We start from the raw sequence: 19,430 nt of genomic DNA, 5'->3' as shown, positions 1-19,430 counted from the left end.
TGCTATTTCGTTCTATGGACCAGGTGCAGCAACAGCTCCTTCAGGAATTCATGTTCTCCCGAAAAGCTGTCCAGAATCGCTACCGCTTCCCCGGTCAGCCGTTCCACTTCTCTGCCGGATTCTTCCAGTCCGTGTAAAGTCACATAGGTCTGCTTATGATTCTGTGCATCACTTCCGGTAGCTTTTCCCAGCTCCTTGCTGTCCCCTATCACATCCAGAATGTCATCCTGGATCTGGAATGCAATGCCGACATTGTAGGCACACAGTTCCAATGCCGCAATCTCTTCATCGGTTGCCCCTGCCAGCGTAGCTCCGATAGTCATGGCCGACTGGATCAGGGCTGCCGTCTTGTTGGCATGGATGAACAGGATCTGTTCTGTGGTCAGAGGTTCTGCCTGTTCCTCCGCTTCAATGTCTGCGTTCTGGCCGCCGATCATCCCATAGATTCCTGCCTTGCGGGCTAAAATATTCAGTGCCGCCGCCACTCTCGGGTAATTCGGATCTACCGGTTCTCCCGAGGTGCATGCCGGAAAAGCACGAAATGCAGTCTCAAAGGCATAATTGAGCAGTCCGTCTCCTGCCAGAACTCCCATTCCGTCTCCGTACACAGACCAGGTAGTCTTGCGGCCTCTGCGGTACTCGTCATTATCCATGGCCGGCAGATCATCGTGTACCAGAGAATATGTATGGATCATCTCGATCGCCACCATAAAAGGCTCTATAATATCACCGTCGCCGCCGAACATCTTATAGGTCTCCTGCATCAGCATGGGACGCAGACGCTTTCCGCCTGCCATAAGGCTGTAATTCATAGCTTCAATAACGGTCTTCTGGTATCCTTCCTCCGCCGGAAGATATTCCTTAAGCAATTCTTCGATTGCTGCCGTTCTCTTCTGCAATTCCTGTCTGAATAATGTTTCTTCCATGTCTGATGCCAACCTTCCTCTACCTGCCGGTATACTTGTATGCTTACTGGGGATCCAGCGGTTCCAGTCCGCCCTCTTCGTTCAGCTTCATGACCTGTTTTTCCACCCGGTCGATCTGTTCGCTGCACTGTTTCAGCAGCTTCATGCCCTTGCTGTACGCCGTAAAAGCTTCCTCCAGGGAAATATCCTCTGCTTCCAGCTGTCCGATCAGTTCTTCCACTGCGGAAAAATTCTCTTCCAGGCTCTGTGGTTCCTGTGCTTCCGTTTTCTTTTTTCCTGCCAAAATAGCACCTCCGTCTGCTGCCCGCATCTATCTGCATCCCCCCGGATACCGGTAAATGCTATCCGGGAAGTCTTTCTTCCTTCTGTATCTGTTCCACCCGGGTATCGATCACGCCGTCACTCACCCGGATCCGCAGGCGCTCCCCTGCTTCCACCTGGGTCACGGAACGGATATTTTTCCCATCGGTATCCTCCACATAGGAAAAACCACTGTTTAACTTTTCCAAAGGAGAGACCGCTTTCATTCTCTCAATATACAATGCCAGATTATGTCTGCGTTCCCGCAGGATCGCCTGCAGCCGGTTCTGCAGCCGGTCTTCCAGCTGTATGCTGTAAGTCCTCTTCTCCCGTATCCGGCTGGCGGGGCTTAAATATTTCAGGCGCATTTCCATCTGATCCGCCTGCTGCCTCTTATGCTGAAGCACTCGTCCCATCCGCTGATACAGCCTGTCCTGTCTGTCCAGAATCTCATTCTCAATATCACTGACCTGTGTCACTGCCAGTTCTGCCGCTGCCGACGGGGTCGGTGCCCGCAGATCCGCCACATAATCAATGATCGTGGTATCCGTCTCGTGTCCAACCGCCGAAATAATGGGAACAGAGCAGTCGAATACTGCCTGTGCCACCATTCTCTCGTTGAACGCCCACAGATCCTCAATGGAGCCGCCGCCGCGTCCCACGATCATGACATCCACGCCCTGTCTCTCCAGTGCATGGATTCCGTTCACAATGGAAGGAGCCGCCGAAGCCCCCTGTACCAGCGCCGGATACAAAATAATCTGCACATAAGGATTCCGTCTGGAGGCGATCTGTATGATATCCCGGACAGCAGCGCCGGTATCTGCCGTGACTACCCCAAGGGTATGGATATACTTCGGAATCTGCTGCTTGTACTCCGGAGCAAACATGCCCTCTTCCGCCAGTTCCCGTTTTAGCTGTTCGTATTTTTCATAGAGGGCTCCGGCGCCGTCCTGCGTCACTTCCTTCACATACAGCTGATATCTGCCGTCACGCTCAAATACACTCACACTGCCCTTCGCAATTACCTGCTGCCCTTCCGTCAGCCGGAATCCCAGACCTCTCCGGTCTCCGGCGAACATAATGCAGTTCAGGGCACTGGCAGAATCCTTTAACGTAAAATAAATATGTCCAGAGGGATGGTATTTACAGTTGCTTACCTCACCCTTTACAGATACCATCTGTAAAAAGTAATCCTGCGTGAACATATTTTTGATATAAGTATTCAGTTGTCGTACGCTGATTACGTTCTGTATCCTACTCACCGGATTTCATGATCTTGGCAAGGATCGCATTGACGAATCCGCCAGAGCTTTCCTGTCCGTACTTTTTGGCAATCTCGATTGCCTCGTTAATAGCAACGCCATTCGGGATATCGTCATCATAGCGCAGCTCATATGCACCAAGGCGCAGTACTGCAAGCTCCACCTTTCCCATACGGGTGGTATCCCAGCCTTCGGTATTCTCATTCAACAGCCTGTCAAGCTCGGGGATTTTCTCCCTGATCTTCTCAAAGCGGGCCGCAATGGCATCTGCATCCTGCCAGGAAGGAACTTCCTCATTATTCTCGCGGAACAATGCGATCTGTTCCGGCATATCCTCCGGTGCATGAAACTCCACGCGGTATAAAAGTTTGAAAACCTGTTCTCTCTGCTCGTGTCTTCCCATAATATCTTCCTGTAATTCCTCTTATTTATCCTTCTTCATGTTCACACCGGCAATACGGATGTTCACATCAGAGCAGGTCAGTCCTGTCATATTCTCAATGGCATTTTTCACCTTCTGCTGTACTGCCTGACAGGTAGCGGGAATATTGTAACCGTACTCCATGGTCACAGTCAGATCCACGGTCACATTCTTGTCCAGCACCTCTACTTTGACACCCTTGGTCAGGCTCTTAACGCCTACCTTGCTCATGAGTTCGTTGGTAACATTACCAGCCATGGCGCTGACACCGTCTACCTCGGTAGCCGCTAAAGATGCGATCATAGCCACTACATCATCGGCGATCTGTACGGTACCGATGCTCTCGTCTTCCCTTAATACCAGGTTCTTCTTATCTATTTCTTTTTCCATGATAGCTGATCCTCCTAATAATAACTAATTAGTTACAGTATACCAAATCCTTATTCATTTGTCACCCAAAAAGTCAAGGATAATTGTTTCCCGTTCTGGGCATAAGTGACGGTATTGCTGTTCCCCTGTATCTGCATATAGGGAAAAATCTCCTGCTCATCGATCAATGCATGACAGATTTCCTGATAACAGAGTTCATCTGCACATTTTATCGTCACTTCCGTTCTGCCGCCCTCTATGGCTCTGTCGAAGACCGCCTGCATCTGTTCATGGTCATAGGAAGTAAAGTAGGAACCTTCCCGCACATAATAATTTGCTTCCGTCGCCGTACATTCCGGCATAGGGATCACCGCTTCGATACGATGCGTCCGTAGCAGATCCTCTGTAGTCACGCACAGATAATCATAATTGATCTCCGGCAGGCTCCTCTGCTCGCTGCCATTCTCCATGCGGTAAGAGGCATCTCCCCAGGTGGTATCTACATAATAATAGTCCCCGTCCACCTGTACCAGATTCCAGGCATGAGCTTCTCCGGTATCCACCGTTCCCTGCACCAGGGTGCACATCACCCCCAGATGATTCAACAGATACTGGGTGGCTTTGGCATATCCCTGGCAGACAGAGGCTCCTCCTAAGAATACCGAGGCAATGTTCTGATTATCCGCCGCACTCAGATCATAATTTGTGGAAAAGATGACCGCCTCATACACCGCTTTTACCTTATCGTACTCAGAAGCCGCCTCTTCCATACCGGACAGCCATTCCGCCGTCACACTGCGAATGGCCTCCGCCCGCGCTACGGCCTCTTCCTTCGTCTGATCGTAAGTGCCTGCGAAGTCGATTCCTACGGTTTTCTCCCCTCTGGAATATTTGGTATAAGTATATCCTGTGGTGTAAAAAATCTCCGGATGATCTATCAGCACGCACTGAAATACTTTGTCAATGTCCTGTTCATCCATTCCCTGTTCCAACGGTTCCGTGGACAGTTTGATCGTGTCATCCATAGACCCAATCGCCTGCTCGATCTCCTGATACCAGATCTGTTCCTGCGCATCCAGACTCTCATATGCAAAACGAGAGCCTCCCTCCTCTAAAAGGGAAAAGCTCTCTGTATTGTCATTTTCCGCAGCCGCCGTCTCCTGCACAGGCATAGTATCTATCTGTGACTCGGGCAGCACGATGGTCTGGGGTACTTCCTGCAGAACCTCCTGTGAGGAGCATCCTGTCAAAAGCAGTAACATCAGAATTCCGGCACATAACTTTTTCTTATTCCGCATTCTATCCCCCTACACACTTTTTGTTTCCATATAATTACTAATTGCGTCCGAACTCCGTCAGCACCAGTCCCTTATTACGGTCCAGAGTCATGCCGATGCTCCAGGAATTCACAAACAGCAATAAAGGATTACCCTTCATGTCCTTGACCTTCTTCATATCGGAAGTACCGGACAGCTTGGCCAGGTCGATCTCATCCTTATTCTCGATCCAGCGGATATGCTCATAAGGCAGGTTCTCCAGACGGATCTCCACGTTATATTCGTTCTCCAGACGGTATTTCAGTACATCGAACTGCAGCACACCTACCACACCGACGATGATCTCTTCCAGACCGGTATTGAACTCCTGAAAGATCTGGATGGCACCTTCCTGAGCGATCTGCTCTACGCCCTTGACGAACTGTTTTCTCTTCATGGTATCCACCTGGCGCACTCTGGCAAAATGCTCCGGTGCGAAGGTCGGAATACCTTCATACTGGAACTTCTCCCTGGGCATGCACAGTGTATCTCCGATGGAGAAAATGCCGGGATCGAAGACACCGATAATATCACCCGCATAAGCCTCGTTTAAGATCTTACGTTCATCCGCCATGATCTGCTGGGGCTGGGATAATCTCATAACCTTATTGCCCTGCACATGACGCACTTCCATGTTGGCATCGAATTTACCGGAGCAGATACGCATGAATGCGATACGGTCTCTGTGAGCCTTGTTCATGTTAGCCTGGATTTTGAAAACAAAGGCACTGAACTCATGCTCCGTCGGGTTGATCATGCCGATGTCTGCTTTTCTTGGCAGCGGCGTGGTAGTCATATTCAGGAAATGCTTTAAGAAGATCTCCACACCGAAGTTGGTCAAAGCAGATCCGAAGCATACCGGGGTCAGGTTACCCTTCTGCACTTCCTCCAGATCAAACTCTGCGCTGGCACCGTCCAACAGTTCCACCTCGCCAAGCAGCTTGTCCGCTGCATCCTCTCCGATCAGTTCCTTCAGATGTTCTTCGTCCTGAATGGGGATCTCGGTGGAAGTTCCTTCCTTCGTTCCCTTCTCCGTATCGGAATATGCGATCACACACTTTTTCTCACGGTCGTAGACACCCTGGAATTCCTTACCGGAACCAATGGGCCAGTTAATGGGGCAGGTGGCAATGCCAAGCTCCTTCTCGATATCATCCAGCAATTCAAAGGTATCTCTTGCCTCACGGTCCATCTTGTTGATGAAGGTGAAAATAGGGATCTTGCGCATCACGCAGACCTTGAACAGCTTTCTCGTCTGGGCCTCGACACCCTTGGAAGCATCGATGACCATAACTGCGGAGTCCGCTGCCATCAGGGTACGGTAGGTATCCTCAGAGAAATCCTGATGTCCCGGGGTATCCAGAATATTGATGCAGTAACCGTCATATTCAAACTGCAATACGGAAGAGGTAACGGAAATACCTCTGTCTTTCTCAATCTGCATCCAGTCGGATACCGCATGTCTGGCCGTTGCCTTACCCTTTACGCTTCCTGCCAGGTTGATGGCTCCTCCGTAGAGCAGGAACTTCTCGGTCAGGGTCGTCTTGCCGGCATCCGGGTGGGAAATAATGGCAAACGTCCGGCGGCGGTTGATCTCTTCTGTATAATTATTACTCACTACTATAGTCCTCCAAATATATCTCTTATATCTCTAAAAATCTATTTTCACAGTTCTTCGGGATCTGCTATCTATGATGGATCTGCCTTTAAAACAGAGCTTCCTTCAAACTCCGGTTGGATTCCGAAATAATCCAATACCGTAGCTCCGATATCGGAAAAAGTCGGTCTGGTTCCGCGATTTCCCGGCGTCACAGGCGCACCGTACATAAGAAACGGAGTATATTCTCTGGTGTGATCCGTGGTAGCCGTATATGCGGGATCACAGCCATGATCTGCCGTGATCATCAGAATATCTTCCGGCTTCATGTGTGCCTGGATTTCCGGCAGCTTTTCATCAAAATAAGCCAGTGCCTTCGCATAGCCGTCCACATCTCTTCTATGGCCGTAGAGCATGTCATAATCCACCAGATTGATAAAGCAGAGTCCTTCGAAATCCTTGTCCAGATATTCCAGTGTCCGCTCAATGCCTTCCGCATTGCCGGAAGTGTATACATGCTCGGTAATGCCCCTGCCTACGAAAATATCCTGGATCTTACCCACAGCAATGACATCCTTACCGGCGGCCTTCAGCTGATCCAGCATTGTCACTGCGGGAGGCAGCAGGGAAAAATCGTGTCTTCTGGGAGTACGGGTATAATGTCCGCTCTCACCGATAAAAGGTCTGGCAATGACACGGCCCACGCCGTGCTCTCCCTGTAAGATCTGTCTGGCGATACGGCAATAATCATATAACTGCTCCACAGGAACCACATCCTCATGGGCAGCGATCTGAAACACACTATCTGCGGAAGTATATACGATCAGTTTGCCGGTGCGCACATGCTCGTCCCCGTAATCCGCAATGACCTGTGTGCCGGAGTACGGCTTATTGCACAGCACATCTCTGCCGGTGCGGATCCGGAACTCTTCCAGCACATCCTCGGGGAAGCCGTCCGGATAGGTAGGCAGCGGCTTGGGAGAATAGATACCTGCGATCTCCCAGTGTCCGATGGTCGTGTCCTTTCCACGGGAACGCTCCGTCATGCGGGTATAAGCTGCCGTGGGATGGTCTGTTTTCTCTCCCACTTCCACGCCGTCAATATTAAACAAACCCATGTTTTTCATATTTTCCATATGAAAATAAGGGCTCTTTGACACGCTCCCCAGTGTATTTACATTGATGTCACCGTAAGCTGCGGCATCCGGCATCTGTCCGATACCGAAGCTGTCCAATACAATTAAAAAGACTCTCTTCATTGTTTCTTCCTTTTGTCAAGTTTTCCAGGTTAAGTTATGATACCATCCAGATTGTTCCGTGCTTCGCACTCTCACAATCTGGACCGCATTCGTAATCCGCTCATTTTCTTCGAAAATGGCTGCTTGCTCATGTGGTACGGGTTACGAATTCAAAAAGCCTCCTGCAAGCAAGCTTGCGTAGGCTTTTTAATTGTAACCCTTGGTATCATAACATAATTTTTCCCCTATGTACACAAAAATATCACTGTGCAATGGTGCTGATGACGATATTTTCCGCCGCAATATCCGTCTTTCTTTTTACGATATCTTCGATCTGTGCCCGCTGCACATCCGTCAGTTCTGCGGCATTGACCACCACATCCACGGCATCCCCGTTGATGCTGACCACAGCTTCACTGAAACCTTTCGCCTGCAAAAGCACCTCGGCCGCCGCTTCCTTTTCCGCGATATCAGTCATGCGCACCATGCTGTCCACCGCTTCCTGTTTCTGGGCATCGCTGAGCTCAGTACTGTTGATAATCTCCAATAAGGTCTCTTTATTCCGGGCTCTGGTCTGCTCCTTGGAAAGTCTTGCAGCAGACAGTACCTCCACACCGTTCGTTCCGGTCAACACTGCTTCCCCGGGAATCTCCCCTTCGTCCGGCGTAGCCTCTGCCACCTGCATATCTTCATCCAGATAATCTTCCATGACGATCTCCACATCCGAATCCAGGCTTTCCATATCTGTGACAATGTCTGTGGAATCCACTGCACTGAGATCTTCTGTATTATCCGACGCCAGATACTCCTTTTCCAGGTTGGTCCCCGCAAACTGCAGATAACCTGCAATGGCTATCATGATGGCAAGTGCGGTAATCATAAGCTGATTCTTCTTAATTAAGTTTTTCACTGCGTTCCCCTTTTCCAAAGGCCTGTATCTGCCTTCTTGATTTTATACTCTATTGTATGTACCCGTCTGTGCGGATATGTTTCCTGTGACTCATTTTTCCAACACCTTGACTTTGTGGGCTTCCACACCGAAAAGTGCCTGTGCGATCTGCGTGATTTCACTGGTCATATTGCCTTTTCCGGCTCCTTCCGCCACCACCAGCACCCCCTCCACTTTGGGTGTGATCGTCTTCGCTACAAACGGTGTGCCCTGACTGCCGTCCTGATAGACGGTCTGGTATCCGGTATTGGAAGAACTCACGGTGCGGGTTCCTCCGGCGGAGTCCTGTTCTTCTGTCTGGGAACGATCCGCGGTCATGTCTTTTTCCACAATTCTTTCCTCCGAGGATTCCAATGTGATCATGACTTCCACCTCTCCCAGTCCCCGGACGGATTCCAGCATTTTCTTCAGTTTTCCCTCCAGATAGGCGGTATATTCCTCCGCGCTTCCCGCTGCCACCGCCCGGGTTTCGGTATCTACCGCCGTCTCCTGTTCCCCGGTTGTCTGCGAAGGAGAAGTGAAAATTCCGGCATTGTACTGTTCTGCAGTCTCTGTGCCGACGGAAGCTGCCTGTGGCTCCTCCTTTTTCACCGGCAGGGCGATGATAAACAATAGGACACCCAACAATACCAGAATCAACAGGTTGTCCCGACGGAACCATTTCGGAGGGCCGGAACCGCCTGCACCGTTACCTGTACCAATGCTGCCTGTGATCTTTTCCCAGAATTCACCCATTGCTTCTCACCTCTTTTTCTTCCCTGGCTCCGGTTTTTCTACCGTCATTTTCCTTAACTCTCCGGCAGACTTCTCCATCATTCCAGCCGGATTGGTGCAATGTCCACATGGATCCCCTCCGTTTCTGCATTTTCCCTATCTGTTTCCTTCTGATCCGATACTTCCCCACTGTTTTCTCCTGTAACAGCTCCCTGTGCAGAATCTTGCTCCCACACATTTGCCGGGTCATATCCTTCCCCGGCTTCCTGCGCCACAGCAGCTGCCGTATTCCCGATCTCTTCCTGCGACTGTTCTGCCTGTTCGGAGGCCCGGGTCAGCACGGTCTGCAATTCTTGCATAAATCCTGTCACCTGTTCTTCTGCATTCCAGCCGTCTCCGCCGCCGAACATGGTCAGAACAGGCTGTAACAACTGCAGCAACAGCATAACGGATAATAACAGTTTCAAATATTTATCGTAGGACTCCTTCGGTCTGAAATGCACTACGGTCTGTGCACAGATCAGGAAGATCCCGGCCTGTCCGATCACCCGGTATAACCATTGCATCCTCTTACCTCCCCCTGCTTCCGATAGCTAATAGTGCCAATGTGATCAGAAACAACAGCATGGCTGTGCCCGCAGTACGAAACAGAAGCATCCCTGCATTTCCCATATGATCCGTACAGTTGGTCACTCTTTTATCGCTGACGATCCCCATAAAAGCTGCCGCACACTTGATCAAAAACGCAGTAAACAAAATCTCCAGAAGCGGAGCCGCACACGCCGCCAGAAGCAGTAACAGCAAAAGTACGCCGATGCTGTTGCGGATGACAACGGCTGAACCCACCGCCAGCTCCAGAAGCCCGTCTGCCGCATTTCCGATCCCCGGCAGTGCCGAAAGTGCCTTTTCCACGGCGGAGGTCCTCACGGAATCCAATACCGGTGTGATCAATGACTGGAACACGCTGATCCCCGTGACCACTCCCAGAGAAGCCTTGAGAATCCAGCCCACCGCCTTTTCCAGAAGTTCCGTCAAAAGTGTCAGCTTTTCCTCCACCCAGATCCCGTTGATCATGGTCAACAGGCCATAGCAGTAAATCAGTGGTAGTACCACACCCAACAGTATTTTTTCCGTACCATAGATCAGAAGCAGCATCAGCTGATACCCGGCTCCCACTGTAGCCGGCCCCGAGGCCACTCCCACCGCAAGAAGATACGTAGGTACCATCAGCCTTACAAACAACACGATATTTTCCACCGTCTCTCTTGCGGTTCCCAGAATCCCGGAAAAACATTGCAGCAGGATCACTCCCATGAGCAGATAGATAAAGTAAAAGCTTAAATCCGCAATCTGATGTTTGTCGAAAACCTCCACGAAATGAATCAGCAGTGCAGAAAGGATCCCCAGTACGATCAGCCAGATCAGAATATTTTTCCTGCCCGCAGCAGATGCTCCCATTCCCTGTATCACTTCCTGCAACAGGGTTCCCGCTGCCCCCAGCACATCTCCCTGCAGCAGCTGTCCCATCAATTCCGCCACGGAGATCCGGGAGGCCGGAAACAGCTTCTGCATCCCTTTTTCCAGTTCTTCCATGCCATATTCCTGCCACATTGCATCCATTGCTCCCTCACTCTTATAAAATACCATAGATCTGTCGGATCACCGTAAGCAGAATCGGCAGTCCCGCAAACAGTACCGAAAGTTTTCCCAGAATCTCGATCTGATCCGATACCGCTGCGAATCCGGCATCCTTGCAGATTCCGGCGCTGAATTCACACAGGTAGGTGATCCCCACCACTTTCATCAAAATACCGAGATACCCTTTTGCATCCCCGAGGTACTGCTGTAATCCCGCAAACTCCTCCAGCAGCTGTCCCGTCAGCCCCAGCACATAGGAAAATACCAGCACACTCAGGGCAAATCCGATCAGCAGCGTATATTCCGGCCGCTGTTGCCTAAATTGTATGGCAAAAAGAACTCCGGCGATTCCAAGCAATGCAATCTTAATGATCTCGGACATATTTCCTCCTATTAAAACGAAAACAGAGTCTGTACGGTATCAAACAGATCATAGATATACGGAACGATCCAGCTAAGAACCAGGATCAGTCCCGCAAGGCTGACGAGAAAAGCATGTTCCTCCCTGCCGCTGTGTTTTAAGACCTGGCTGAGTATCGTTACAAGGATTCCTACCGCAGCTATTTTAAAGATCAGTCCTATTCCCATCTTTCCCCGTCCTTTTCTCTTCTCTCTGTGGTCTCCGGAACCGGCATCAGACTAACAATAACAGTATCAGCAGACCGCTCATGGCTCCCAGTCCTACGGAGAGCCTGCATTTCTGTGTAATTTCCCGCTGCTGCATATCCGCCGTATGTTCCAGTCCCTGTCTGGACAATTCGATACTTTTTATCTGCATCGTTTCATCCGCATAGCCCTCTTTTTCCGCAAAACGCAAAAACTCTTCAATGTCTTCTTTTTTCAGAGGAAGCATCCGCAGCTGTCTGCGAAAGCTTTTCTCCGCCAGTTCCAGAAAACCAGCATCCTCCGTCTCCGCATATTCACGGTATACTTCGGTGCAGATCTCTCCCAGCCTGTCTTTCCGTTGTCTGCCGGTCTGTCGGCAGCATTCCGGAAGTGTTGACCCGTTGTACCGGATCTCACTGATCCACTGTTCCAGAATGCGGATGAGTTCCCGGATCGTATATAATCTTCCTAAGAATTGCTGCCGATACCACAGTCCCATTCCAAAGCATCCCAACAGAATCAGAAATCCTCCGAGCATCTGCATTCCATCCGTCCCCTTCCTTTTAAGATCACTATGCGGTCAAATATCTGTCGCAGGCAGGATTCACCCAGGCGCTTTGCTGCGTCCGTCTCATCCGTTCCATGCAGAGTGGCCAGCAGACCGCAGCCGCAGGCCGCTGCTTTTTGTAAGGCCAGCCTGTCCGTTTCCTCCCCCAGTTCATCCACTGCAATGACTTGAGGTGACATGGAACGCAAAAGTAATAACATCCCCTGAGCCTTGGGACAGCCATCAAGCACATCCGTCCGCATCCCCAGATCATTCTGAGGTCTTCCCAGATAGCTTCCCGCCAGCTCCGAGCGCTCGTCCACCACTCCCACCCGAAGTCCCGCACCATACGTATTACCATCGGAAATCTGACGGATCAGATCCCTGAGCAGAGTGGTTTTGCCGAATCCCGGAGGCGATACAATCAGGGTATTCTGAAATTTTCCTTTCTTATATAATTTTGGCAGGATACCGTCAGCTGCTCCCCGGATCTCATGGGCGACCCGGATATTGATAAACGCAATATTTTTCAGAGTGCGGATCACTGTTTCATTTTCCAACACAGCCTGTCCGCACAATCCGATCCGGTGTCCGCCTTCCACAGTCAAAAAGCCCTGTCTGATCTCATCGGCATAAGCATACACCGAATCCTGACACAGCCAGGCGATCAACTCCCGTATCTCCGCTTCCGTCACCAGATGCGCTCCGTAAGGATGCTCCTGCCATTCCCCGCCGTTATTTAAGAAATAATCTCCTCTCGATGTTTCCACGATCACCGGCCTGTCCACACGTAGACGGATCTCGCAGATTTTTTCCCCATTATCCGCTGTCTTCTGCCAGAATGCTCTTCTCTTTTGCGGAAAAATACGAAGCAGGCTGTCCATGTTTCTCCTCCCGTAACTATTCAGAACCTCATGCGCAAAATCGTTCCTTCGGAACTTCTCCTTTGCGAATGCAGGCATTCATCAAGACTTAGCTGATATTTAATGCTCTGAATAGTTACAATATATGTCTCCGTGGACAGGATATTCCTTCCAATCTTCTCTTTTTTTCTATAGTGTGGTATAATAAGCGATAACTGTTTTTATGACTTTTGTTTTGGAGGTTTTTATGAACATAATCATTGTGGGCTGCGGCAAGGTTGGCTACACCCTGGTAGAGCAATTAGGCGGTGAGAATCACAATATCACCGTGATCGATACCAATGAGGAAAAGGTGAATTCCATCACGGATGATCTGGATGCCATGGGCATCGTGGGCAATGGTGTCAGCTTCCAGACACTGTCTGAGGCCGGCATTGACCATGCGGATCTGCTGATCGCCGTGACCGGATCCGATGAGCAGAATCTTCTGTGCTGTGTCATTGCGAAAAAGGCGGGACATTGTAAGACCATCGCCCGTGTCCGCAACCCTATCTACAATAATGAGATTGCTTTTCTGCGGGAAGAGCTGGGGCTTGCCATGATCATCAACCCGGAGCTGTCCAGTGCCGCCGAGATTGCCCGGATCTTCCAGTTTCCTTCTGCAGTTAAGATCGATACTTTTTCCAAGGGAAGGATCGAGCTTCTGCATTTCCGCGTGACCCATGACTGTCTCTTAAATAATTATGAACTGATCCACATCCGTACCACCTTAAAATGCGATGTACTGGTATGTATGGTCACCAGAGATAATCAGGTGCTGATTCCCCGGGGTGATTTTGTCTTCCGGGAAGGCGATGTGGTAGCTATTGTGTCCACTCCTCCCAAGGCTAATGATTTCTTCAAAAAGATCGGTATCGGCGCCGGCAGGGCACGTACTGCCATGATCGTCGGTGGCGGAACCATTGCTTATTATCTGGCAAGAAGACTTTTAGAAGTCGGCATCCATACCAAGATCATCGATCAGGATCCCGCTCGCTGCGAGCATTTGAGTGAACTGCTGCCCAAGGCTTCCATTATCTGCGGTGACGGTACGGATGAACGTCTTCTGATACAGGAGGGGCTGGAGAACGTGGATGCTTTTGCTGCACTGACCGGACTGGATGAGGAAAATATCCTCCTGTCACTGTATGCGAAACGGACTTCCCGCGCAAAGGTAGTCACCAAGATCAACCGTATCAACTTCAGTGGTGTCTTAAGTGATATCAAGCTGGATACGATCTCCTATCCGCGTCTGGTAACTGCAGATATGATCATTAAATATGCACGATCCATGAATGAATCTCTCAACAGTAATGTGGAGAATCTGTATAAGCTGGAAGACGGTCATGCAGAGGCACTGGAATTCTACATCAAAGAGGATTCTGCCGTTACCAATATACCTCTGAACCGTCTGCACATCCGGAAAAATATCCTGGTCTGTTCCATCGTCCGCGGAGGACAGGCTATTATTCCCAGTGGTCAGGACGAGCTTCATGTAGGCGATTATGTGGTCGTAGTACTGACACATGCACGGCTGAATGATATTAAAGATATTATTGAAGGGTAATTTTATAGAAGGACATTATCATGAATTTTGCGATATTGAGTTTTATTATCGGATTTATTTTACAATTTGAAGCTTTATTCTTACTGCTTCCCTGGATCGTGGGTATGATCTACGGAGAATATCATGTGGCACTGATCTATCTGGTGACCGCAGCTGTTTGTTTCATTTTAGGAAAATTGTTAAGTTTCAGGCACACAGGACGTTTTAAGGAATTGTACGTCAGGGAAGGCTTCACTGCCGTTGCCCTTGGATGGTTTGTCATGTCTGTTTTCGGTGCTATTCCCTTCGTTCTCACCGGAGAGATTCCTTTTTATATTGATGCTCTCTTCGAGACGATCTCCGGCTTTACGACCACAGGTTCCAGTATCCTGTCCGATGTGGAAGCACTCAGCTATGCCAGCCTGTTCTGGCGCAGCTTCACTCACTGGATCGGCGGTATGGGCGTATTTGTATTTATTATGGCGATCCTGCCGATGATGGGTGGCTCCACCATGAACCTGATGCGTGCGGAGAGCCCCGGTCCTTCCGTCAGCAAGCTGGTACCGAGAGTACGGGATACTGCGAAAATCCTCTATGGACTTTATATGGCGATCACTGTTCTGGGCGTGATCATGCTATGCCTGTGCGGTATGCCGTTGTTTGATTCCCTGTGTACGACCTTCGGCAGTGTCGGCACCGGTGGTTTCGGTGTCAAGAACAGCAGTATCGGCGGTTACTCTCCACTGATACAGAATGCAGTAACGATACTTATGATCTTAAGCGGTGTCAATTATACGGTATATTTCTGTCTGTTAAGCAGGCAGTTTAAGGAAGCTTTTTCCATCGAAGAAGTTCGTTGGTATTTTTTGATCATTTTCGCCAGTGCTCTGACGATCGCCTGGAATATCCGCCCGCTCTATGCAACTTTGGGAGAGACACTGCGGCACTCCTTTTTCCAGGTAGGAACGATCATCACCACCACCGGATTTGCCACCACGGATTTCAATATGTGGCCGCAATTGTCGAAGACGATCCTTCTGCTTCTGATGATGATCGGAGCCTGTGCTGGCAGTACCGGTGGCGGTATAAAGGTATCCCGTGTGCTGATCCTCTTCAAGGCGATCCGCAAGGAGCTGTCCATGATGATCCATCCCCGGATGGTGAAAAAGATCAAGATGGACGGACACAATCTGTCCCACGAGACGCTTCGTTCCACCAATGTCTATATGACGGCTTATTTTATCGTACTCTTCGTTTCCCTGCTGATCGTCTGTCTGGACGAATATGACCTGAGCACAAACTTTACCGCAGTACTGGCCACCCTGAACAATATCGGTCCCGGCCTGGAGTTAGTCGGTCCCACCCAGAACTTCGCATTGTTCAGTCCTCTGTCCAAATGCGTGCTGATGTTCGATATGCTGGCCGGACGACTGGAACTCTTCCCCATGCTCGTGATCCTGCTGCCGTCCTGTTGGAAGAAATATTAAATTCCTTAATCGCAAAAATGAGTCTGTGATGACATTTTTAATCGTCACACAGACTCATTTTTTCATACATACCTCTAATCAAATGTTGACCGAAATGAGAACGCTACATATCATTACAATCATTATATATGAATCTTCAGACACTTCTTGCCGGTCAGTTCCTTCGTCCGTTCATCCGGCTGTCCAAAGCCAACATAAATATCTGCTCCCCTACCGGTATGTACAAATTTACCTTCTTCATCTACAACGGTAAATGCCCTCATCGGAATTTCCAGTGTCACCATCTTTTCTTCTCCCGGTGCAAGCTGTACGCGCTTAAACACGACAAGTTTAGGATTGGGCACTTCGTTGATATCCTCAACCTGTACATAGACCTGCAATACATCCTCTGTAAAAACATCTCCGTGATTTGCAACGGTTACTTCAACACCTACACTCTGTTCTTCCGTTTGTGCATATACCACATCTTCCGTCAATTCCGCCCTCATAACTAGTGTATCAGCATAATTCAGCCCATAACCGAATGGATAAAGCGGAGCTTTTTCCACAAAGCGATATGTCCTGTTCTTCATGGAATAGTCATCAAAATCCGGCATCCCCTGTAAATTGCGGTAAATGGTAACCGGCAATTTACCCGAAGGTGATATTTCTCCAAAGAGTATATCTGCAACTGCCTTTCCACCTCTTGCTCCCGGATACCATGTCTGAAGAACTGCATTCGCCCTGTCATCTGCCAGGTTCAAATCCATAGCACTTCCAGCCATCATACATACAATAAACGGAACTCCCATTTCTGCCACGGTTTCCAAAAGCCTCTGCTGTGAAGGTGGAAGCATCAGCCCCTGCTTGTCTCCGGATGCATATGCATTTCCTGTATCGCCCTCTTCTCCTTCAAGACTTTCGTCCAGTCCCAGACACAGAATAACAAGATCCGAATGTTCTGCAACTGTCATTGCCTCAGAGATACGGTCATCCTCTCTTGCCAGTTTTTCTACCTGATCTAAAAACAAATGGCAGCCTTCTGAATAAAGTACCCTGACATCATCGCCTACATAGTCCTGAATACCTTCCAGTACAGTAACATACCTTGAAGCCGTCCCATGATAATTGCCGATCAGGGCTTCTCTGGAATTGGCATTGGGACCAATGACTCCAATTGTTTTAAGTTTCTTTTTATTTAAGGGTAAAATACCATCATTTTTTAACAATACGACGCTCTTGCATGCTGCCTCTATGGAAAGCTCAATATGTTCCCTACATTCAACAACTTCATACGGAATATGATCATATTCTGTCTCATCAAACATTCCCAGCAAGAATCTGGTCGTAAATAAACGAATGGCTGATTTCTGCAGTAGTTCTTTGGAAATAAGCCCCTCTTCATAGGCATTCAGGATTTTCTGATAAGTACATCCGCAATTAACATCGCAGCCCATCTCCAGAGCCAGTCTGACGCTTTCCTCCGGTCTGTCTGTCACCTTATGGTGTTCATGAAAATCACGGATAGCCCAGCAGTCTGAAACATAATGTCCCTGAAATCCCCACTGTTTTCTCAAAACCTCCACCATCAGATAACTATGAGCACAGCATGGTTCACCATTGGTTCTGTTGTATGCGCCCATAACCGCTTCGACTTTTCCTTCCCTGACACAGGCCTCAAACTGCGGAAGATACGTTTCCCAAAGTTCTTTCATGCTAACCTTTGCATCAAAATAGTGTCGTTTTTCCTCCGGGCCGGAATGTACTGCAAAATGCTTGGCACACGCTGCCGTGCGCAGGTATTCTCCCTCTCCCTGCAGACCTTTGATAAATGCAACACCCAGTATTGCAATCAGTGTCGGGTCTTCTCCATAAGTCTCATGTCCACGCCCCCAGCGGGGATCCCGGAAGAGATTGACATTGGGCGACCAAAGTGTAATTCCTTTATAAATATCACGGTCTTCATGTTTTTCATTTTCATTATATTTGGCTCTCGCCTCCGTAGAAACGGCAACTCCTACCCGCTCCAGCAGTTCTTCATCAAAAGTTGCTCCAAGCCCGATTGCCTGTGGAAAAACAGTTGCTGTACCCGCTCTTGCAACACCATGCAGGCCCTCATTCCACCAGTTATACTCCGGAATATCCAGATGTGGAATTTCATCTGCGTCAAAGCGCAGCTGTGAAGCCAGTTCCTCTACGCTCATCTGCTCCACCAATTCAGTAGCTCGTCTGACTGCCTCTTGTCTGTTCATAAATTCCTCCATAAATTTTTTTCTGATTATTAGCTATATAGGCTTAATAATCTTCTTTTTGTTTCAGAGTCTGATGTTCTGAACATCTGCCGAGTAAGGAACTTTCTGCTTGGATCTGAATCATTAGAAAAGCTGCGCTGTCATTTTCTTTTTGTCTTCTCTGATACTCTGTTGGCAGAATACCGTATTTCTCCCGGAACAGTCTGGAAAAAGCCTGACTGTTGGGGAAACCGTTCTTTAATGCAATTTCGCCTATGGTCAGATCCGTTTCCTCCAGTTCCCGCAATGCATGTTCAAACCGGATGCTCCGCAGATAATCTTTATAGTTGATTCTGCCATACTGACGGAACATTTTCGACAAGTAAGTAGGGCAATATCCAAATGTTGCTGCCAGGGTTTCCAGTGAAATTTCTTCTGCATAATGTTCCCGAAGGTATCCAGTAATTCTTTCAAGATGTCCTGAATGAGTATTCCCCGGATAATAATCCTTCTTTTCCTCAGGTATCCGATAAGCGGTTACCAGAAGATATTTCAGCTGATAAAAGATACTCTGCATCAACAGTTCATAGCCGTACTCTTTTCTGATCTGCTGTCTGTACATTTTCTCAAGTAATGCAAAAAGTTTTCCATCCTCTTCCTTTTTTTCACCGGAAAACCGCATTATCTGTTTTTCCATTGGGATCTGTAAAACAATTGCCTCATTTCGTCCCGATGTATGAATGGAATGCACTTCATTGCTGTTCACAATTATAAACTTTCCTGCCGGAAGGACATATTTTTTATCGCCGAGATAAAAATCTACCTTTCCCTCCCGCAAGGCAAATATTTCAACACTGCTATGTTGATGCGCCTCACATATATATTTTCCGTCTGCACCTTCGAAACGGAATAGCTTAAAGGGCAGTCCCCGATCCGGCACCACTGCTTCCTGCCGGTATATCTTCTCTTCTTTCATAGTCATCCCTAATATTCCACACCGGAAGATTTTCTGTTCCATGATAAAATCTCACCGGCAGTTTCCCGGAGGGGGAAAATTCTCCAAACAGCATTTCGGCAATTACCTTACCACCTCTGGCTCCCGGATACCAACAATCCACGATGGCTTTCACATTCGGGTTGTGTTCCGCCCATGGCAGATCTATGGCGCTTCCTGCCATTAACAGAACCACCACCGGTTTTCCCATCGCTGCAACAGTTTCCAGAAGTTCTTCCTGAAGTCCCGGCAGATTTAATCCCAGTTTGTCTCCGCTGGCATATTCATTCCTGGCATCGCCCTGTTCTCCCTCTATGGTTGCATCCAGTCCAAGGCACATTACTGCCACATCGGCATGTTCCACGGACAGCTTTACTTGCTCCGTGGTACGCACTCCCACTTCTC

Annotated in this window: 21 protein-coding genes; 2 read left to right on the top strand and 19 right to left on the bottom strand. The window is 49.0% G+C overall.

Annotated elements, in window-relative coordinates; translation table 11 throughout:
* Positions 1–2: 2 nt before the first annotated feature.
* The 16 genes from DWZ61_RS01080 to spoIIIAA all read right to left on the bottom strand — a co-directional run bounded on the left by DWZ61_RS01080 (position 3) and on the right by spoIIIAA (position 12,770).
* The gene (locus DWZ61_RS01080; RefSeq protein WP_118537163.1) at positions 3–926 is read right to left on the bottom strand and encodes a polyprenyl synthetase family protein; all 924 of its coding nucleotides are present in this window, start codon (positions 924–926) and stop codon (positions 3–5) included.
* Positions 927–969: 43 nt separating this feature from the next.
* Positions 970–1,209 carry an exodeoxyribonuclease VII small subunit gene (gene xseB, locus DWZ61_RS01075; protein ID WP_227061530.1) on the bottom strand — a complete coding sequence of 80 codons (240 nt, stop codon included), beginning with the start codon at positions 1,207–1,209 and terminating at the stop codon, positions 970–972.
* 58 nt (positions 1,210–1,267) lie between these two features.
* Complete coding sequence (xseA, locus tag DWZ61_RS01070) at positions 1,268–2,491, bottom strand: exodeoxyribonuclease VII large subunit (RefSeq protein WP_347475399.1); 1,224 nt, start codon at positions 2,489–2,491, stop codon at positions 1,268–1,270.
* On the bottom strand, positions 2,484–2,894 hold the full coding sequence (gene nusB, locus DWZ61_RS01065) for a transcription antitermination factor NusB (protein WP_022313652.1): 411 nt from the start codon (positions 2,892–2,894) through the stop codon (positions 2,484–2,486). The genes xseA and nusB overlap by 8 nt, the downstream gene beginning before the upstream one ends.
* A gap of 21 nt (positions 2,895–2,915) precedes the next feature.
* Positions 2,916–3,302: an Asp23/Gls24 family envelope stress response protein gene (locus tag DWZ61_RS01060; protein ID WP_022313651.1), complete on the bottom strand. Its 387-nt coding sequence runs from the start codon at positions 3,300–3,302 to the stop codon at positions 2,916–2,918.
* 50 nt (positions 3,303–3,352) lie between these two features.
* Entirely contained in the window at positions 3,353–4,579 is a 1,227-nt protein-coding gene (locus DWZ61_RS01055) for a transglutaminase domain-containing protein (protein WP_118537162.1), read from the bottom strand.
* A gap of 37 nt (positions 4,580–4,616) precedes the next feature.
* Positions 4,617–6,215, bottom strand: a complete 1,599-nt coding sequence (locus DWZ61_RS01050; protein WP_022313649.1) for a peptide chain release factor 3 — start codon at positions 6,213–6,215, stop codon at positions 4,617–4,619.
* A 71-nt stretch (positions 6,216–6,286) separates the two neighbouring features.
* Positions 6,287–7,453, bottom strand: a complete 1,167-nt coding sequence (locus DWZ61_RS01045; RefSeq protein ID WP_118537161.1) for a phosphopentomutase — start codon at positions 7,451–7,453, stop codon at positions 6,287–6,289.
* A gap of 241 nt (positions 7,454–7,694) precedes the next feature.
* On the bottom strand, positions 7,695–8,342 hold the full coding sequence (locus tag DWZ61_RS01040; protein WP_117464988.1) for a SpoIIIAH-like family protein: 648 nt from the start codon (positions 8,340–8,342) through the stop codon (positions 7,695–7,697).
* Positions 8,343–8,432: 90 nt separating this feature from the next.
* Positions 8,433–9,116 carry a stage III sporulation protein AG gene (locus tag DWZ61_RS01035; protein WP_117464852.1) on the bottom strand — a complete coding sequence of 228 codons (684 nt, stop codon included), beginning with the start codon at positions 9,114–9,116 and terminating at the stop codon, positions 8,433–8,435.
* A 77-nt stretch (positions 9,117–9,193) separates the two neighbouring features.
* Positions 9,194–9,661 (bottom strand): stage III sporulation protein AF, encoded by a 468-nt coding sequence (locus DWZ61_RS01030; RefSeq protein WP_022313644.1) that lies wholly within the window; start codon positions 9,659–9,661, stop codon positions 9,194–9,196.
* Between the two features lie 4 nt (positions 9,662–9,665).
* A complete protein-coding gene (locus tag DWZ61_RS01025) occupies positions 9,666–10,715 on the bottom strand; it encodes a stage III sporulation protein AE (RefSeq protein WP_182426959.1) in 1,050 nt (349 codons plus the stop codon).
* Positions 10,716–10,728: 13 nt separating this feature from the next.
* Positions 10,729–11,115: a SpoIIIAC/SpoIIIAD family protein gene (locus tag DWZ61_RS01020; RefSeq protein ID WP_022313642.1), complete on the bottom strand. Its 387-nt coding sequence runs from the start codon at positions 11,113–11,115 to the stop codon at positions 10,729–10,731.
* Positions 11,116–11,126: 11 nt separating this feature from the next.
* Complete coding sequence (gene spoIIIAC / locus DWZ61_RS01015) at positions 11,127–11,321, bottom strand: stage III sporulation protein AC (protein WP_022313641.1); 195 nt, start codon at positions 11,319–11,321, stop codon at positions 11,127–11,129.
* A 46-nt stretch (positions 11,322–11,367) separates the two neighbouring features.
* Entirely contained in the window at positions 11,368–11,883 is a 516-nt protein-coding gene (locus tag DWZ61_RS01010; protein ID WP_022313640.1) for a stage III sporulation protein AB, read from the bottom strand.
* Positions 11,859–12,770, bottom strand: a complete 912-nt coding sequence (gene spoIIIAA, locus DWZ61_RS01005) for a stage III sporulation protein AA (RefSeq protein WP_242993324.1) — start codon at positions 12,768–12,770, stop codon at positions 11,859–11,861. The genes DWZ61_RS01010 and spoIIIAA overlap by 25 nt, the downstream gene beginning before the upstream one ends.
* Before the next feature lie 226 nt (positions 12,771–12,996).
* On the opposite strand from spoIIIAA, the gene trkA reads away from it, so the two are divergent.
* Positions 12,997–14,355, top strand: coding sequence for a Trk system potassium transporter TrkA (gene trkA, locus DWZ61_RS01000; protein WP_117464847.1), 1,359 nt, complete (start codon positions 12,997–12,999; stop codon positions 14,353–14,355).
* A gap of 20 nt (positions 14,356–14,375) precedes the next feature.
* Positions 14,376–15,821 carry a TrkH family potassium uptake protein gene (locus tag DWZ61_RS00995; RefSeq protein ID WP_118537159.1) on the top strand — a complete coding sequence of 482 codons (1,446 nt, stop codon included), beginning with the start codon at positions 14,376–14,378 and terminating at the stop codon, positions 15,819–15,821.
* Between the two features lie 122 nt (positions 15,822–15,943).
* Here the strand turns inward: DWZ61_RS00995 and DWZ61_RS00990 are convergent, their stop codons facing one another.
* The 3 genes from DWZ61_RS00990 to DWZ61_RS00980 are packed head-to-tail and all read right to left on the bottom strand — an operon-like array spanning position 15,944 to position 19,425.
* Positions 15,944–18,052 (bottom strand): glycoside hydrolase family 3 C-terminal domain-containing protein, encoded by a 2,109-nt coding sequence (locus DWZ61_RS00990; RefSeq protein WP_118537158.1) that lies wholly within the window; start codon positions 18,050–18,052, stop codon positions 15,944–15,946.
* 43 nt (positions 18,053–18,095) lie between these two features.
* Positions 18,096–19,013, bottom strand: a complete 918-nt coding sequence (locus tag DWZ61_RS00985; protein ID WP_243026326.1) for an AraC family transcriptional regulator — start codon at positions 19,011–19,013, stop codon at positions 18,096–18,098.
* Complete coding sequence (locus DWZ61_RS00980; protein WP_022313634.1) at positions 18,946–19,425, bottom strand: glycoside hydrolase family 3 C-terminal domain-containing protein; 480 nt, start codon at positions 19,423–19,425, stop codon at positions 18,946–18,948. Before DWZ61_RS00980 ends, DWZ61_RS00985 begins: the two co-directional genes overlap by 68 nt.
* Positions 19,426–19,430 lie beyond the last annotated feature (5 nt).

The organism is Clostridium sp. AF34-10BH, from assembly GCF_003478095.1.
In the GTDB taxonomy this organism is placed as follows: domain Bacteria; phylum Bacillota; class Clostridia; order Lachnospirales; family Lachnospiraceae; genus Acetatifactor; species Acetatifactor acetigignens.
The sequence above is the reverse complement of the archived record's forward strand: the minus strand, read 5'-3'. Positions and strand labels throughout refer to the sequence as shown.

Bases quoted from the DNA above. Each gene is read 5' to 3' on its own strand.
- DWZ61_RS01060 (WP_022313651.1), bottom strand. From the start codon at position 3,302: ATGGAAAAAGAAATAGATAAGAAGAACCTGGTATTAAGGGAAGACGAG.
- DWZ61_RS01025 (WP_182426959.1), bottom strand. From the start codon at position 10,715: ATGGATGCAATGTGGCAGGAATATGGCATGGAAGAACTGGAAAAAGGG.
- DWZ61_RS01030 (WP_022313644.1), bottom strand. From the start codon at position 9,661: ATGCAATGGTTATACCGGGTGATCGGACAGGCCGGGATCTTCCTGATC.
- DWZ61_RS01055 (WP_118537162.1), bottom strand. From the start codon at position 4,579: ATGCGGAATAAGAAAAAGTTATGTGCCGGAATTCTGATGTTACTGCTT.
- DWZ61_RS01080 (WP_118537163.1), bottom strand. From the start codon at position 926: ATGGAAGAAACATTATTCAGACAGGAATTGCAGAAGAGAACGGCAGCA.
- DWZ61_RS01010 (WP_022313640.1), bottom strand. From the start codon at position 11,883: ATGCAGATGCTCGGAGGATTTCTGATTCTGTTGGGATGCTTTGGAATG.
- DWZ61_RS00995 (WP_118537159.1), top strand. From the start codon at position 14,376: ATGAATTTTGCGATATTGAGTTTTATTATCGGATTTATTTTACAATTT.
- nusB (WP_022313652.1), bottom strand. From the start codon at position 2,894: ATGGGAAGACACGAGCAGAGAGAACAGGTTTTCAAACTTTTATACCGC.
- spoIIIAA (WP_242993324.1), bottom strand. From the start codon at position 12,770: ATGGACAGCCTGCTTCGTATTTTTCCGCAAAAGAGAAGAGCATTCTGG.
- spoIIIAC (WP_022313641.1), bottom strand. From the start codon at position 11,321: ATGGGAATAGGACTGATCTTTAAAATAGCTGCGGTAGGAATCCTTGTA.
- DWZ61_RS01035 (WP_117464852.1), bottom strand. From the start codon at position 9,116: ATGGGTGAATTCTGGGAAAAGATCACAGGCAGCATTGGTACAGGTAAC.
- DWZ61_RS00990 (WP_118537158.1), bottom strand. From the start codon at position 18,052: ATGAACAGACAAGAGGCAGTCAGACGAGCTACTGAATTGGTGGAGCAG.
- trkA (WP_117464847.1), top strand. From the start codon at position 12,997: ATGAACATAATCATTGTGGGCTGCGGCAAGGTTGGCTACACCCTGGTA.
- DWZ61_RS01020 (WP_022313642.1), bottom strand. From the start codon at position 11,115: ATGTCCGAGATCATTAAGATTGCATTGCTTGGAATCGCCGGAGTTCTT.
- DWZ61_RS01045 (WP_118537161.1), bottom strand. From the start codon at position 7,453: ATGAAGAGAGTCTTTTTAATTGTATTGGACAGCTTCGGTATCGGACAG.
- DWZ61_RS00985 (WP_243026326.1), bottom strand. From the start codon at position 19,013: ATGACTATGAAAGAAGAGAAGATATACCGGCAGGAAGCAGTGGTGCCG.